Origin of the sequence: Atlantibacter hermannii, from assembly GCF_009907385.1 — a bacterium.
Taxonomy (GTDB): Bacteria; Pseudomonadota; Gammaproteobacteria; order Enterobacterales; family Enterobacteriaceae; genus Atlantibacter; species Atlantibacter hermannii_A.
Genome location: NZ_JAAATR010000007.1, coordinates 56,649 through 73,326 on the forward strand (window position 1 = coordinate 56,649; position 16,678 = coordinate 73,326).

The following is a 16,678-nucleotide window of genomic DNA, read 5'->3' on the forward strand; positions in this document are numbered from 1 at the left end:
TGATTCATATATGCCGTCCGTTAACGCATTTATATCTGACATACCTAATTTATCCTGATTCTTTTTTACACAAAGTAAAAGCATCACTTAATGCGATATGTGGATGCCGATAGTTTCAGGCTAATGTTATAAGTTTTGCAATCGTTGCCAGTTTGGACACCACAGAAATGTCAGATGTAATTCCAAAAAGAAAGATTTCCGTCCTGAACGCACAATAAGGTTTGTCGAAAGGCAAATTATAGATTTGTAATTTCGAGCACCATATGGAGAAGTTTTTTATACTTTTACGAACATAGTGACCTTTAGGAAAAGCTTAAAATAACACCAAACCTAAAGGGGAATAAGAATGAAACATCTCGCTTTTATTACTGCTGTAGCCGGACTCGGTATGTCTGTTCAGGCCCCAGCTCAGATATATGAATCGGCCTTTAAAGACACGAACGGTATTGAGATCCACGCCCCGTCTTCTCGTCTTATGCTTAATCCGGCATCACCGGTAACTTTGACACTTATTTCAGGTCTTGATCGTTTCGTTAATGTCAAAGTCACGAAAGACACTGGAACTGTCATTCTTAATACTACGACTACACGGACGGGTGTATCAGACCGACTAACAGCTGCTGACGGTAGTGAGTTCTACGGCAAAAAAGTAACTTTGCCTGCTTTGGGTGAAGGCAAATTTGTCGTTCAGATAAACGTGTTAGATCTCAATCAGAAGCCTGTAGCGACCTATAACTATAACTGGCTAATTGATGTCACCCCTCCAGCGGCAAATGCTCTTACCGCTAATACTGGTTCTGGCTCTACCGCTGGTGACGTGTGGAAGCTTGGATTAGAGGCAACGGGGCAGTATGACTTCACCTCTTCGGGCGTAAGTGATGCAAATGGTATTGATAAGGGCCTAATATATATTTACAGGCAGGACGGTAGCCTCTACAGCACTACACAGATGCAGTATGACGTATCCGGCCAAAAGATGTACCACACTTACTCTAAGAATTCAGTTAAGGGAACCGGAATACCAGACAGCAACCTGGATGAAGACTTTACTGCAAAAGTTGTTATCTTCGATAACGCAGGTAATAGCCGAACGCTGCCAACTCAAAAATTTCGCTACGACAACACGCTGGGTGAGATGACACTGTGGGCCGTTCATGATCCAAATACGTCTTCCAGCGTCGTACCCGGGGTTTCTAATTATCCGGCTTACAAAGCCGGTATGGTCGTTAACGAAAACCCTATTCGATTAGTCTACCGGATCCCAAAATCTAACTACCGTGCTTATTCAGAAGGTGGGCTTCAGTTCATCAATCAATATTCCGCCCCCAAAGAGATAGCTGTAGACAGCACTTATGCTTATGTTGAAATGACTCTTCCCTATGGCTCAATTAATGGGGATATGGCTCGTATGGCGAACTTTGGCCAGTGGGGAGGGTATTATCCGTCATACAGCCTCGTTCTAAACCCATCTGCAAACCAAACGCCTGCATTTGCGGGTACCTGGGTAGATTTCCTCGATGATAAGGGGAACTGGGTTAAGTGGAAGGATTTTGAGAGTGTGGCTTCATCACGACTGCCAATTAAAATTTCCCGACTTCGTTTTAACGTTGAAGCCCGGCCCTTTGCACAAGAGATCGGCGGTAAGGCGACCTGCACCATTCCGGCAGGAAAAACCTCGTGTGAAGCGCCTGAGACGTTTGATATGGCCTTGGGTACCCAGGGCTACAATAGGATCCTTTACTTCGTTCGCAGCATCAGCAATCCCATTTTGCGGTCTGAGCAATGGATTATGACACGCTGGAACAATAAACAACTGCCGGTAATAAACTCGATATCATATGACGAGACTAACAAGCAGCTGGATGTACTGGCGTCACTTGAAGGCGATGGTAACTGGTTCGACTCGGTCTCATTGAGGGAATTTTATCTTTCCGATAAGAACACCGGTACCCGGATGTCACCCACAGGCGTAATCAAATCTCGTATCTCAGGTAACTACACGATTGCTTATGATTTATCCCGTCAGTCTGAAGGAAAATACAACGTTGAGGTCAACATCAGGGACTTCTTCCAGAACCAGACCAATAAAACTTTCGGAGAAATTGCTCTGGATAACACTCCTCCGACAGTGGCCATAACATTCGACGGAAAGCCGGTAAAAGACGATACGGTAGTGTACGGCCTGGAGAACCTCAGGATCGCTCTGGCAGATAATCTGACAACCCCGAGGATAACCCGTCTTCAGCTCGTAGGTGGCCCCACAGCTGATAACGTTGAGCTTACGTGGTCACCGGCAGGCAAAGATACATACATGCCTGAGTATCCGAGGCTGTTCCCAAATTTCGAACCATCTGAAAATTATTCAATTAGCGTAACAGTTGCCGATAGTCAGTCGAATACCAAAACCTATACTCAGAAGTTCAGTTATCTACCGAATAACCTTGTGCAGTTACATAATCTACGCACATTATCGGTCAGTTCGCCTCTCAAAACGACAGATGGCGTACCCCTTGCGTACCTGTCCACTAACGTTCTGCGTAAGACAAATGGAGAAATTGCTAAAGGGGTCCAGAACGCAACGCTGACTGTGCGGAAGGATGCAGCCTTCGGTATTAAATTTAACGGGGCACAGGCGGCTCCAGGTGAGTCAGTTGAGGTGCAAATAGATATGGGCCAGGGGGATAATCTTCTGTTACCCGTTTATCCTTCCGAAAATGGGAAAGTTGGCACCTCAGAATTCATGATTCAGATCGACGAGTTGAAGTAACTACCCGGAGCCGACAGTAAAACTGACGGCTTCAATTTTACTGCCCTCCTTGACTCCGATCAGCCAGTACGTCTTCAGAGATTCGCAAGGAAGAACCGAAAGAAAAGTTACTTTAATCGTACGTTTCCAGCGATGCTTTTAAAAGACAATGCACACTCGTTGATTACGACAATGGGAGTGAGTGTCGAAACCCTTGAGTAAGGATACCCGGTAAATATACAGCCCCGGGGATCCTCTTCCTTCAACCGGGGATGACAACGGTAGTGAGTCCGGCAACTCACTCCCGTTGTCACTTCTCTGACATATCGTCATACGAGCTTACTCAAGTGCATCCACAAAGATGGGATCGTTTTGAATCTAAACTGGTACTGGTTAGCCAGTCACTTGCATCTATTCCCCCGTCGATACTTAAGTGACAATTGTAGTGATCTGCAATACTGGTGTCTCAGAAACACTGACGACGGTAGAGACTCAATACCCTAACCCCTGACAACAGGAGTGAGCTTAGAGGTGTTACGCTGCTGTCACTTAATGCTTGGGAATTGCCTGACTCACAACCATTGTCATCCGGAGCTACTGATTAACGTTGAACCGCTGGACTTTAATGACAGTGGTAGTGATGGATAGGCTCATTTCCATTGTCGTCATTTTATCGGACAAGCCTCTTCGTCCTACAGGTTTAAGCTGACAATGGTAGTGATTGGATGATCTCACTACTGTTGTCACTCAGTTCTTTGAGCGGACCCTTCCCTCGGTTGGTCGGCATTAACAACGGTAGTGACTCGATTGGCTCACTGCCATTGTCATCGTGTAAATGACGTACCTTATCAGCTCAGCTGAAAGCAATGACAACGGAAGTGACTCTAATTGCTCACTGCCATTGTCGTCGTGTCTATTGAGAGCCTTATCAGTGCACCTGAAAAGCAATGACAACGGTAGTGATTCTAATGGCTCACTACCGTTGTCACCGTGTGTATTGAGAGGATGGTCCACTTAACTGGACGTCTATGACAATGGTAGTGACTTTAATAGCTCACTACCATTGTCGGCGTGTGAATTGAGAGGATGATCAGCTCAGCTGTACGGCCATGACAATAGTAATGACTTAATGAGCTCACTACCGTTGTCACCCTGTTAATTAAGAGGCTCATCTGCTCTTCTGGAAGGCTATGACAACGGAAGTGACTTGCTGGGCTCAGTGCCATTGTCGCCGTATGAATTGAGAGGATCATCCGCTCTTCTGGATGGCAATGACAACGGTAATGACTTAATAGGCTCACTACCGTTGTCATCCTGTAAGTTAAGAGGTTGATCTGCTCAACGGGACGACTATGACAACGGTAGTGACTTGCTGGGCTCACTACCATTGTCACCCTGTGAATTGAGAGGTAGATCCGCTTAACCAGACGTCCATGACAACGGTAGTGACTTTCTGGGCTCAATACCGTTGTCACCCTGTGATTTAAGAGGTTGACCCGCTCTACTGGACGGCCATGACAACGGTAGTCACTTTCTGGGCTCACTACCGTTGTCGCCACATAGAATGAGAGGAGCATCAGCTCAGCTGAACGGCAATGACTACAGTAATGAGCTGGATGAAGCATAACCATTGACATCTGGCCCAACCGGAAGCCGTATTCGCCAATCCAATCGAGATTCACAATGGCCGTGACTCGCCGCATTAAGTTCCGGTGTCCTCCCAAAGCTGAACGCACACTCGGAGGACAATGACAATGCCAGTAAGGTACACATCATTACCATTGTCACTATAGTTACCAGAGAAGCCGGGATTTGAATGTCGATGGTAGTGAGTGGGTCAACTCACTGCCATTGTCACCCCGTTACGATATTTTCCGTTGGATGTACTGGCCAATGAAGTAAAGCGTAGAAACCGGGTGTTAACAGGTGACTCAGGAGAAAGCGTTGAATTCGCAATCTCGATCTACATAGGGTGGTAGAGAACAATGACAACGGTAATGACTTTTGACTCATTACCGTTGACGTGAAAGAGCGGGCTGGGACTAACGAAAATCGAAGAAGTAATTTAGCACCCGGAGCCTGAACCGCCGGGTTAACTTTAGCTGGCGTTGCTGTTCTTTTTCTGGCTTCGAAGACTACGAATATAGCGCAGTTCTTCAGCGGTTAAATCATGGACGGTAAGAACATCATCGCCGTCTATCGGGTCAGCTGGTGGGCATAACTCACCTTCTAAAACAGAAGACCCTGAGTTCTCTTCTTCATCTTCAACCACTTCTAAAGGAGGCTGAGTATTGTTCAAATTCAGATCGGGATCCCGCTTATGAATCTGGAAGTATACTTTTCCGTCTTTCTTAATTTCGGTGTACTGGAGGTATCCTATCGATGCCAACTCTTCAAGAGCCTTTCTCACGGTAGCATTCTGACTATTTGCTCGTGTTTTGAGGTTCAGACGATTTTTCAGCCGAGTAAGGGATATCGGTATAGGATTTGGCGGTAATGACTCTATGAACGTATAGAGAGCCTGGGCGCTTTCCTTCTTGGCCAACTCCTTAATTGCCTTCAGCTGCATCAAAACCTTATGATCGTATTGATAGAGCTCGAAAATCTTAGGATCAACCTGAAGGACAACCTGATCTGATTCCGGGTCTAACAGGGCAGACTGTACCAGATGCGTTGTATAGACTTTGGACGAGTTATTACTGGTGAACGACAAGGTAACGGATGCTAACCTGCGTAAGGAGGCGTCTATACGTTTTCTGGACGCTGTAGATGAGCGATAATTTTCAGGCGTACATAGCTTGAGGAATTCAGTGAATTTTAAGCTTATCGTGTCATTGTTAATCGGATGATTGGCATAGGTTCGAATGATGCCCATCCACGTCTTAAAATCTACTGACATATCAAGACGCTCACCGACAATTGAAATATTGGTGAACCCCTCGCTCTCCATTAAAGAGAGCGTCTGTAACTCTTTCGTTGCGTCAAAGCCAACCGTTTTATATTCCCGATTTTGACGCCCCACACTCTTTGGTGATGGGACGAACAGCCCGAGCCGCATCAAAGCAATAGACTGCACCGTACGGTTGCTGTTAGGACGCAAAATGATGTCTTTACCTGATTCTTTCTCTCTAACAGAGAAAGCCCTGGTGACCAGGTCCTGCTGCTCAGTATCTTTCTCTTTAGTCATAATAAGTTATCACTGAATGTGTAAACAGATTGGTGAATAGTAAGCCCCAGCGAACTCTATGTCACTGGATGGATCATTGTGATGATCCATATCTGTGCATAAGTTCTACCTAAAAAAACGACTCCACTCATTAAAACTTGGCAAAAACTCTTTGCATACAATGACCTGCAACTCTTATCAACAACGGATCAGATCAAGTTAAAAAGATCTAATGAAAAGTCACTACTATTGTCGCTCTGATCACTACTGATGTCAAAAAACTCATTACCAACGTTATAATAATCACTACCAATGTCAAAATAATCACTACTGTTGTCACTGATCACGTCTCAGGCCTTGTGCCGTCTGGCCTGGAGGCAGCGGGGATCTCTTTTGATCTATCAGGAACACTAAGGTACTAATTATTGGAACTACCTTGTGGAAAATGGGGATAAATAAATGCTTAGTTCTTATACAGGTCTCAACTTGCCTCCCTGATAAAAACTGTCGTCAAAGCTAAATCACAGCCACAGGCATTTTCGGTGGATAAATTTTTGAGAAATAGAAGCATACATGCAGACTCGTGTCGCAAGTAATTGAAAGTAATAATTTATTTAAATAATGCGAGTCACCTTACCTTACAGTGGAAGTTTAAGTCTAACCTCACTACCATTGTCACTTAAAATCATTACCAACGTCGAAATAGTCTCTACCATTGTCTTTTAAGTCACTCCCGTTGTCACTTATGTCGCTACTGTTGTCAGTGACAATGCTCCAGCCCAGTAACCATGCGGCCTACAGCGTACCGGGATCTTCTTTGTACTCTCTGGCACCTTTGGGATCATTTATTGGATCTACATGAGGGATAAAATCTTTTGACGATTTCGTAGTGCAGTTATACCAGCGACTTAGCAAGACAAAAGCTGCAATTTAGTGACGAGTTACTAGTCTGCCCAACAAGAGCAATGCAGAGAAGATATGTGGTGAAATGACCATGGTAGTGAGTCTAATCACTACCATGGTCCGCAGTAAGCGTTACTTACGCAATGAACGTCGGACTGATTTGCAACAACATGGGCTACGGCGCATCAGAAGACGGCCGTTGTGCTTCAGCAAAACAGCCCTGCTTTATTTTAATTCTTCAATGTTAATCATGAACTCAGATCTGCCTGTAAGGCCGGATACAGCAGGGAAAATAGGAAAGCTACGGCTGTCCCCGAGCCCCAAATCCAGTTGAAGCTCTTTGCTTTCACCTGGCATCGCAGAAACACCATTTACAGTCACGCCGAATGCAGCGTCCTTACGGACAGTAAGCACTGCGTCCTGAAGCCCTGTAGCGATTGAACCATCCTTTTTACGCAGCTGGCTGGCATACAGAACAGCCAGAGGAGTATTGTCAGATGTTTTGAGAGAAGCATTGACAGCTAAGGTTTTCAGATTCTCTAGCCTGACGAGATTGTTTGGAAGGTAGTTAAATTCGACTGAGCTTTCTTTAACGTTGTTCATCTCATCTTTGGCCTGAACTGTGAGAGTGTATGTTTCGCCTTCATTAAGAGACGGAAAGATCTTGGGATAATTAGGTGCATACAGGTTGTTTCCCAGATTCACCCAAGACAATTCCACCGCATCAGAAACAGGGCCACCGCGAAGAGTCATACGGCTTAAGGATGGTTTAGTTAGAGCATCGGTGAGCTGTATACGGACGTTCTCCAGCCCATATACTGTTACGTTTTTGCTGATCGGTTTTCCTTCGTAGCTAATACTTACAGATGGTGCTGTATTATCAACGACAACAGTTTGATAAGGGAGGTTACCGGTATTGTTGAATGTATCTTGGGCATTAATTACCACGTTATAACTGCCTTCTGGTACCTCTTTCATGTTGAACTCATACGTGTAGTTCCCAGACGCCATATTTCTACCTGTTTGTTTGCCGGTTACGCTTATTTCTGCGTTGTTACGGTTTTTATCTGACAACCAAACTCGATTTACATAAACATGGTCGAAATATGAACCATCTCCAGGTTGATTCACGTAAACCTGGAGAATGTTGGTGGTTTCAATGTAATCAAATCCAGTGACGGAGGGACCCAGTGTATGCCAGGCTATATTCTCCCATATAGGGGCAAAGAAGGTTGCTTCGGTGGTTGACCTTACTTCATAGCCACTATGAAGATAGCCGGTAGTGCCATTTATAATATCCTGGGGCAAAGAGACGGTACAGGTTGTTGAGCCAGCTGGAATACTGCATGTTGCTCCGCCAGTGATTTTTTGATCATATGGCCTAGCCTGTACATTGAACCGGATATTAGTAAGTTTTATAGGCATATCAGATGCCTTGAACAGGTTCCAGTTTACGCTGTTGAACCATGTTCCATCAGCCTTTTGTCGTTCTATGGGTGAACTTCCCCAAGCCGGACTCTTTACAGAGGCAGGATCCCAGTTGAGCCAGCTGGCATACTGACCAAGATCTCCTCCAGACCATTGATATGTATTCACAGGTCTATAGTAGTTTCCATCTAAGGCACCCTGTGGCAGCTTAACTTCCACGTAGACATAGGTGGCATCTTCGGAAAGGACCTGTACTCCGCCATAGTTATTGGTAATGCTCATGCCACCATTTCGATATGGCTTCCAGTTAGTTCTTGGGATACGTATAACCAACTTGTAGGGGTTTTCCAGCACTGTAAGGCCTCGTTTAAACGGGACGTATCCCGAAGAAATGCCGGGTACAACACTGGTGCTTACACGTGAGTCATGAACTGCAAATGGCGTAAATTCTCCCATTTGATCGTCATATAAAAACCGCTGGGGAGGAATGTTAAGCGTATTTCCTGCCAGGTCCGTAACGATGAAATTGAAGGTGAATTCTTCATCAAGATCACTTGAGGGCATGCCAGCCTGGGTGTTCATATCTTTAATCCACGGATAGAACGCACGTTTATTGGCTGTGTCATAACTCAGGTTATTGTCGGAGACCACAGAACCATTACTTCGTTTAATGACAAGACGGATCTTGGCAATTCCACTAGCATCCTCAATACCGTCTGCAAATATAGAAAACTGGCCACTACCGCCTCGGCCCAACTCCCAAAGTGGCCCAGAAAGTACCATGTCGTAACCTGCGTTTTGACTCGGATAAATACTCTTATAGCGTGGAGGAGTTGTATCAACGATGAAATGATAAGTAGATGTGCTCACTACAGTCTGGCGAATATCCAGAGTTTCATTGACTACAGTAAAGGTCCCTTCTCCGAGCGCCGGTAGAACCATATCCTTTCCATAGTATTCTGTTCCATCGGCAGCAACGATACGATCTGCAACGCTCGTTTTGGTCGAGACGGAGGAATACATAACCTTTTTATCGCTGTCTCGTGTGACCGTCACTCGCTCGTACCGATCAAGACCCGATATCAAGTTCAGAGTCAAAACACCAGCGGGATTAAGATATGTTTGTGTTGCAGGCTTAATATTCCGAACAGCCTTATTGGTATCTGTAAATGAGTAGCTAAATACCTGAGCATGTGCCGAAGATACAGTAGCAAGGGCAGTTGCAACCATGCAGCCAATTAGAGTTTTACGCATATGATGCTCCGGGAATAGGTTATAGCCTTATTCTACGGATTCAGCCTACAAGGTCCGGTCGGATAAAGTGATAATTTGCCTGTTAAAAGAGACATCAAGTGAGAAAGCAACCAACGTACAGAATGCAAAATGGCGGCAGTGCATCTGGATGACGCAAAAGTAACTTTTTGTACCCACTTTTTTGGATTTTAGCCTTCAAAATGAGTATTCAACCAATCATAAAAGTAACTTTTGATAGACGCTGCTCCTTTATGTTTGCCAATTGTGCTGATATGTTTTTAAATTCAAGGAAGCGAGATTTTAAAAGCATCTGTTGAGTCAAATTTATGTAAAATAACAGGGTAACCATCACTTCTAGGTTGAGGAAACCCAATGTTATACATGCTCTTATGCTGTTTTCTGATGCTCAACAGTACATTCGTTATGTTCAGAGCAATGTCTGCAATAAGTAAAGGATCCGCTAAAGAAAACCGGTCTGAAATATCGCTGATAGTCCTAGCAACACTTGGAATTGCATCACCATTCATTGTCGCAATGATTACTATTAATGAAAGTATGACATCTAAAACAGTAACAGATTTTTCTTTGGGTGCTCAGTGGTCCGGAATGGTTTCAGCGGTAGCGCTAATGGGGTTATATGCTCGACGCGTTTGGAAAGAGAAGAAGTCCTTATTTACTGGCGCTTTCCTGGCCTCTTCCTTAATGGCCTTTATTTTTACTGACAGCCTTGTTTTCGTATCCCAGAAGGACACCGGCGTTCTGGCTACTTTCGTACTCGATAAAAACGCTGGAGATATTGATTGTAGTCGCCCGGCTATGATTGTCCATTACAGTAAAGGTGTTCCAACGGACTGGCGTTGCCCAACCAGTATCATGTTGATGGCGTATTCTTCATATCCTTTTTTACCTTGGCCTGAGTATAGCCATGGTACCAGCCAGTCTCTTACGGTTGTTATTGATACATTTATGGAAAACGCTGTTAATCTCAGTCAAAAATAATAAATAAACCTCTCTAGTGAGAGGTTTTATAAACCTGAGCCACCAATCTAATTAACTCTATATTTTTGTTTTAGCTTTTTTAAAGGTAGACTTACCGAATAAAACAGCAATTATAGAGCAAAGGCCTGGCGTTAGGACAAAAGCTAATAATGCACTGCCAAAACTTGTCATTTCAGGCACCACGAACCAGCTGATAGGCCACGTCAGGGCAGGTAAATTTAGCGGATCATAAAGCGCATGTAGAGCGCTTAACACACAGTAAAGTGCTAAAAAGCAAACTAGATAAACAACGATCCACATTTTAATTTGCTCAGCAATTTCAAATTTAGGACTGCCCATGCTTTACCTCAGTGGCTGAATATTGATGGTTAATATCTTTAATCACCCGTAAGCACTTAGTGCATACCTTAGTTCGATTTGTCTGCTTGTCCAGAGTGTATTTAACTTCAAGTTGACCTCCAGCATTAAGCAAAGTGAGCATCTCATCTTCTAACACGCTTCGGTAAATGGTCTTGTCCGAGAGTGTGCCCGGTAACGAGTACTCAACATAATTGTTTGAAACTCTTACCGATTTAGGGATTTTACCACTGAGCTGGATTTCATTCGTTGAAGGCATTACAGTTACTTTAATCACAGTTGCCGGTGACCAGAAATCCTGATAACGCACTTTATGAATTTTATCAGCTCTAAGGCCTAACCACACATTTCCGGCGATAAGAACAATAAGCAATCCATAAACTGATCGTCGAATGTTACGCCTTTTAATCACAATGTCCCCCATCCCTCAAATATCATTCTAAATAACTGCACCAGGATATCATGAGCGTAATTAAAAGAATTCTTCATAACCGGGGTTTTCAGTTGAGTTTGCGGACTCTTTACTTTGCGGTTTCTCGCCCTCTATTTGAGTATCCCTGACAGGTTTGGATTTACCCATGCTCCTCTGAAAGGTATCCATAACAAACTCAATATCTTCTTCTGGCAGGCTGGTGGGTTGGTTGCTCATAGGACTTCCTCTTGTTGAATACGTTCGGCGTACAGGATGCGAACCGAAACGGTCGTGTTTTCAAACTCGTTCTCAAAAACGTCCATCCATTCCGTCCGGAATTCTTCCCCCAGAAGGTTATCGAGCCCCTGAAGAGATAATGGAAGAACGGCTGCTAGAGATCCCCCGGCTGCGAGATGAGATGCAGCTGCCTGGAGATGCAGCCTGGCCCGGTTATCGGCAAAAGGTGGGTTCATCACGACATAATCAAACTTCTTCTGTTGATTAGACTTAGACCATGTGAGGAAGTCAGCTTCTGTCGTATCGTATCCCTTAGCCCGGGAGATAAGGCAATTCAAAGTATCAAGCTCGATGCCAGTAACGATCACACCGGCAGGGAATGATTTAAGCAAATCCGCATGGCCAATATTAGGCTCCAGGAGGGTATCCCCTTCCCCTGCACCGAGCAGGGAATATACATATTCGCTGATTCGGCAAGATGAAGGGTAAAACTGATGCGATACAATATCAGGCATCTCCCCTATCTGGCCGATGTAACGAATAACCTCACACGGATCATAGGAAAATGTCACATCGTATTTTGTTACTGTTGCCCCTAAGAACCGAAGGGTGTCAGCGGCAACACTCGAAGATTTGCGTTCGGCGAGAGACCCTAAAGATGTCCAGCAACTCCATTTATTGTCCCCGTCATTTTTAAACATTAGTTCAGAAAGCTGCATCCGGGTATCAAAGTCGATGCACTGCTTAAGTACAGGGAATGCCTCCAAAGATTTCTTGCTATGAGCCATGCGGTCGGCAGGTAATGCCAGCGGTACGATAGCTGATAAAATATTGTTAAGCCGCTCGGCGATATCAGGGTGGACGTCAATATGCATTGATCCATTTTTGTAAACCCTGAAACGAATACTGTTGCCATCGATGCAGATCCATTTTCTGAACCCCTCATGTTCGACCAACGCCTCAACCAATGATTTGGTGTTATGGATCGCCTTCACCTGTTCGCCACGGAAGAATGCGCATATAACGCGGAGCTCGCTCAGTGGTGAAATGCCAGACTCTTTAAAATCCACCCTTAATTTCTGCCAGGGGTATTTAGACGGCTCGCAAACTCCGGTAGTGATCATGCGGGTGGAGAACCCAAAAGCTTTGTTTGTCTTATGACTGCGGCTCAGAGACTGGAAGACGTCGTAAACCCTTTCTTTAATAAATTGATTGCGGTCATTAAGCAAAGCAACGACTGTGCCTACTACAGCGTCAGCTGTGAAATCAGGGATCACCTGAGGCGGCATAATATAGCGGTCGGCCGTAAACTGCTTATCCCATTCGTTACGTTTGGCATCCGACATGATAGGCAAAACATCAGTGAGTGCCATAACGCGTTTCCAGTATTCAGATCTCAGAGCGTTTTCCGCGAACAAGGCATCCGCTTCAGAGATACTGTGGTTGTAGCCTGAGAGATAAGAATAAAGTTTCTGGTGATTGTGGGTTTTGAACTGGACAGCCATGTGTTTCAACAAGCAGAGTTCATCATTATAGGACTCAACAAGATCCGCGATAATGCCGAGCTCTTTGCGCATATCTGGAAGAAATGTTTCAGAAGAGCTAACCACCAGGCTATGAGAGGTTGTTAAAGCCAGTACGCTGTGACCTGCATTATCGGGTTTAGCTTCAGAATCAAGAGATGACATTTTACCGGTCCTTTAGAAAAAACTTTTACCAGGATAGCAACGTCGCTCTGTAACCTAATAGGTTCAGTGACACGAAAAAGTTTTTTATGTCTCTGAATAAAACTTAAAGATGTCAACTCATAGAAAGAAGCAAAAAAAAAGCCCCGCATAAACGGGGCAAGAACGATACATGGAGGTTTAAAAAAGGCGGGCAAAAAGCCTGAATCCTTAATGACTCTGACAAAACCAACACTTTGCCAAAAGTAAATTATTCTGCGTCCGGCTGTGGGTCAGTATCCTGATCGGTCTCTTCCCCTGCCTTCTTAGCATTTTTTTTACGTGGGTATTTTGGCTTCTCACCATTAAGTTTTGCCTGACGATTCTCCGCACGGCGAAGCTGCTTGTTCTCTGATTCTGTGATCTCTTTTGAAAGATTTCTCAGCATCTCCAGAGTACTGCGGTTCAACGTAATGTTGATTTCTTCGTCAGCACTTGAATCTGTCATCTCCGGCAATTCAATATCCCCCAGTTTCTGTAATAAGCTGGTGGTGATGAGTTTGACGCCTTCTACGGCTTTTGTGGCAATAACCGGCGGAATCCGTGCTGGCTTGAAGTCTGAAGGTCTGACTCGTACCTGACCATGTTGGGTTTTTTTCACCGTGATGCCATTCGCATCGGCCTGCTCAAGTTCCGCGATCATCTTCTTGATACGTGAAATTGCTTCTGTTTCACCGAGCTCATCGATCAGTGAAAGCACGTTAACATACGAAATAGCGTCAGCATGAATCCATTTCTTGATAACAACAGAACAGGTTGTCAGGCGGATAAGAGAACTGATGGTCGTCGGGCTTTTATTTTCACGTTGAGCAATTCGTTCGAGTGACCAGCCAGCAAGAGAATGTAGGCGACGATAGGACTCGCCAAGCGCAACAGGAGAAAGCGCAAGACCACGGTTACCATCAATGGTCGCGAGCTCACAGCCAATTTCATCTTCTTTAATCTCAACGCAAAGGATTGTGATGTCATGATCTTCATCACATGCCATCATTGCGGCTTTTAAACGGCAGTGCCCCTGGCGAACAAAAGGTACCCCATCAATGACACGTACTCGGATAGGGTCTACATAGTCACCTCGAATGTAGGCATTCTTGATGTTGTAGATGTGTTCTTCAACCTCAGGGAGCTTATAGTAATCGTCACCCATTCCCATTTCGCGGGAGTTGAAGCCTGGCGTGACCTGAATTACTGAAGGGTGGATAGCCCATGCTTTCTGGTCACTTACTTCAGTACAAAGTTCAGGGTTTGCATCACGGAACTGTTTAAGCCCAGTGACGTAACGACCTGTGCCAGTAACTACTGAAAAGGCAACATGGGCCGTTTTAAAGACCTTGTCATTAGCTTGCTGTGTAGGTTCTGTCAGTAAAACACTCATAGGGGCTCCGTTACATTTTTCTGCTTACTTTCTGCGTAGCGGGGATACTACCGAAAAAAAAATCCATAATTTTTCGCAAAAAAGGTACTTTTTGAGCCTATTCTGATTTTTCACAAAAAAAGAGGGCTCCCCATTTCTTGTGATGGCATCAAAATCGCTTCATAAACAAAGACATAAATCCAAAACATAAAGTTCAGGTATCAGTGAGGAAAAATCTTATAAATCCGCAATGCTGAAAGTCAAAACTGTGCGTCTTAAACAACTTTTTTTTGCTCCCTAAGTTATTAGTTAAAGCCCGTGGTTAGGTACGATACCAGCACCTAAATTTCTCTCTCAGGTATAGACACTTTGACTCGACATCTCAGACACATGCCGATAATCAAATGGGCTGGTGGAAAAACGAAACTGATGCCTTTCATCAGCCATCACTACCCACACGATCATAGTTGCCGGTGGGTAGAACCCTTTATAGGCGGTGGTGCCGTTTTTCTGAACATGTTTGCACAAAATGCATTGCTTGCAGATAGCAATCCAGACTTGATCAACCTATACAGGACTATTCAAAGACAGAAAACTAACTTTATAAATCAGGTCCAAAACCTAGCGGATAAAACCTTTGTCGAAAAGGACTACTATGAGATGAGGGACCGTTTCAACAAAACCTGTATTTCTGGTCAACCGCTTCAAAGAGCGGCTTTGTTTTACTCCCTGAATCGCCTGGGCTATAACGGTATGTGCCGCTATAACTCAGAAAGAATCTATTCAGTGCCCTGGGGGAAACATACAGAACTGAAGCTTGACTTCAATAAAATAGACTACCTTTCATTTCGTCTTTCAGGTATTGAACTGATCACCGCTGGTTTTGAGGAGACTCTGGCCGCAACCGGCGAAGGAGATCAGATTTATTGTGATCCGCCATATGACAAAACAAGCAAAACTAGTTTTGTCAGTTACGATGGTAAACCGTTCAGCCAAAGCGACCACGTGCTGTTAGCAAATATGCTCGTTGACGCTCACAGAAAAGGCGCTGCTGTTGCGATATCAAATAGCCTGACACCATTCACTTTGGGCCTCTATGAAGAGCGTGGATTCGTCATACACAGACTCAGCGCTTACCGATCCGTAGGAAGTAAGCCAAATACACGGAAAACGGAAACAGAAATACTGGCCGTGCTGAAATAGAGTTAATTCTAATCAACGGGGCTAATCCATTCCTGAAAAGTTAATACCTCAGGGTGAGTTCGTTGAACATAAGGTATAAACTGAAGCTCTTCTATTCTCCGGTCGCCCCTCTTTCCTTCGCAAATAAATGAAATGAGTCCTTGCTGAGAAAGCCCAGTAAGGACGCTCATAAGTCTTATATTTAGAGTTTTAAGCTGTAAGTCGTTATTAATGTCCTCCACTTTATGAGAGCTCTGGCCTGAACGTTTAAGATACTCGTAAACCATGAAATTCGAATTTCGTCGTTTTAACAATTTTTCGGTTATGCATTCCTGAATGAAACCGCCAAGAGCATCTAAAAGCGGACTGAGAACTACCGGGAAAGTTAATGTGTAACTTTGAGAAGTTTTAGACAAAGTAAATGAATTTAGAAAGCTAAAGTTAAGTCTCTTTTTTGAATATGGAGCGTAAGCGACAAGAGTAGTTGACATAACAGTAAGTAAAGCTTCAAGATGTTCCACTGTTATTAATGTGGTTTTATCTGTATTTCTTAGATTATGGAAATCAATAAACGCTACTCTTGAACGGCTAAGCCAATCTTGTACTTTAATGTCGATAGAAAATTGCGATATATGATTTGAACATTCATTTTGGTTGATAGGGCATGCAGACGAAAGATGGTTATGGATTATCATGCATAGCACAAAAAAAGGAAATCGGCAGGCTGTGGGGCATTGAAAACCGGTTAAAGAAAGCTTAGACGTTTCATATGCGCTTACCGGAAAAGTAACTTTTCTTAACGTTGGCTTTGACGATGTTCTTGCATTTTTACAAATGAAACCGAGACCCAGATCATTGTGCATTTTAAAGTCCATCTCCATCATCACCTTTTAGCCTTAACTGTATGGTATTGGTA

At 44.2% G+C, this 16,678-nt stretch carries 11 protein-coding genes; 3 read left to right on the forward strand and 8 right to left on the reverse strand.

Going from position 1 to position 16,678, the window contains the following annotated elements; all coding sequences use genetic code 11:
- Positions 1-346 precede the first annotated feature (346 nt).
- Positions 347-2,767: an Ig-like domain-containing protein gene (locus tag GV764_RS03000; protein ID WP_000681217.1), complete on the forward strand. Its 2,421-nt coding sequence runs from the start codon at positions 347-349 to the stop codon at positions 2,765-2,767.
- Positions 2,768-4,844: 2,077 nt separating this feature from the next.
- Here the strand turns inward: GV764_RS03000 and repHI2 are convergent.
- Together repHI2 and GV764_RS03010 are read right to left on the reverse strand one after the other, a co-directional pair.
- Positions 4,845-5,933: an IncHI-type plasmid replication initiator protein RepHI2 gene (gene repHI2, locus GV764_RS03005; RefSeq protein ID WP_000159528.1), complete on the reverse strand. Its 1,089-nt coding sequence runs from the start codon at positions 5,931-5,933 to the stop codon at positions 4,845-4,847.
- Positions 5,934-7,040: 1,107 nt separating this feature from the next.
- Positions 7,041-9,497, reverse strand: coding sequence for an Ig-like domain-containing protein (locus GV764_RS03010; RefSeq protein ID WP_001232713.1), 2,457 nt, complete (start codon positions 9,495-9,497; stop codon positions 7,041-7,043).
- Positions 9,498-9,869: 372 nt separating this feature from the next.
- On the opposite strand from GV764_RS03010, the gene GV764_RS03015 reads away from it, so the two are divergent.
- A complete protein-coding gene (locus GV764_RS03015; protein WP_000966518.1) occupies positions 9,870-10,496 on the forward strand; it encodes a hypothetical protein in 627 nt (208 codons plus the stop codon).
- A 57-nt stretch (positions 10,497-10,553) separates the two neighbouring features.
- On the opposite strand, the gene GV764_RS03020 is transcribed toward GV764_RS03015, so the two are convergent.
- The 5 genes from GV764_RS03020 to GV764_RS03035 all read right to left on the reverse strand — a co-directional run bounded on the left by GV764_RS03020 (position 10,554) and on the right by GV764_RS03035 (position 14,601).
- Positions 10,554-10,835: a hypothetical protein gene (locus tag GV764_RS03020; protein WP_000535423.1), complete on the reverse strand. Its 282-nt coding sequence runs from the start codon at positions 10,833-10,835 to the stop codon at positions 10,554-10,556.
- Positions 10,822-11,277, reverse strand: a complete 456-nt coding sequence (locus GV764_RS03025; protein ID WP_000502495.1) for a hypothetical protein — start codon at positions 11,275-11,277, stop codon at positions 10,822-10,824. The genes GV764_RS03020 and GV764_RS03025 overlap by 14 nt, the downstream gene beginning before the upstream one ends.
- Before the next feature lie 48 nt (positions 11,278-11,325).
- On the reverse strand, positions 11,326-11,502 hold the full coding sequence (locus tag GV764_RS21955) for a hypothetical protein (RefSeq protein WP_000070862.1): 177 nt from the start codon (positions 11,500-11,502) through the stop codon (positions 11,326-11,328).
- A complete protein-coding gene (locus GV764_RS03030) occupies positions 11,499-13,190 on the reverse strand; it encodes a DUF4942 domain-containing protein (RefSeq protein ID WP_000096325.1) in 1,692 nt (563 codons plus the stop codon). Before GV764_RS03030 ends, GV764_RS21955 begins: the two co-directional genes overlap by 4 nt.
- A gap of 247 nt (positions 13,191-13,437) precedes the next feature.
- Positions 13,438-14,601, reverse strand: coding sequence for a hypothetical protein (locus GV764_RS03035; protein ID WP_000114860.1), 1,164 nt, complete (start codon positions 14,599-14,601; stop codon positions 13,438-13,440).
- 369 nt (positions 14,602-14,970) lie between these two features.
- Here GV764_RS03035 and GV764_RS03040 point away from each other — a divergent pair, with 369 nt between their 5' ends.
- Entirely contained in the window at positions 14,971-15,783 is an 813-nt protein-coding gene (locus tag GV764_RS03040) for a DNA adenine methylase (RefSeq protein ID WP_001121574.1), read from the forward strand.
- Between the two features lie 8 nt (positions 15,784-15,791).
- On the opposite strand, the gene GV764_RS03045 is transcribed toward GV764_RS03040, so the two are convergent.
- Complete coding sequence (locus GV764_RS03045) at positions 15,792-16,646, reverse strand: hypothetical protein (RefSeq protein WP_000970401.1); 855 nt, start codon at positions 16,644-16,646, stop codon at positions 15,792-15,794.
- Positions 16,647-16,678 lie beyond the last annotated feature (32 nt).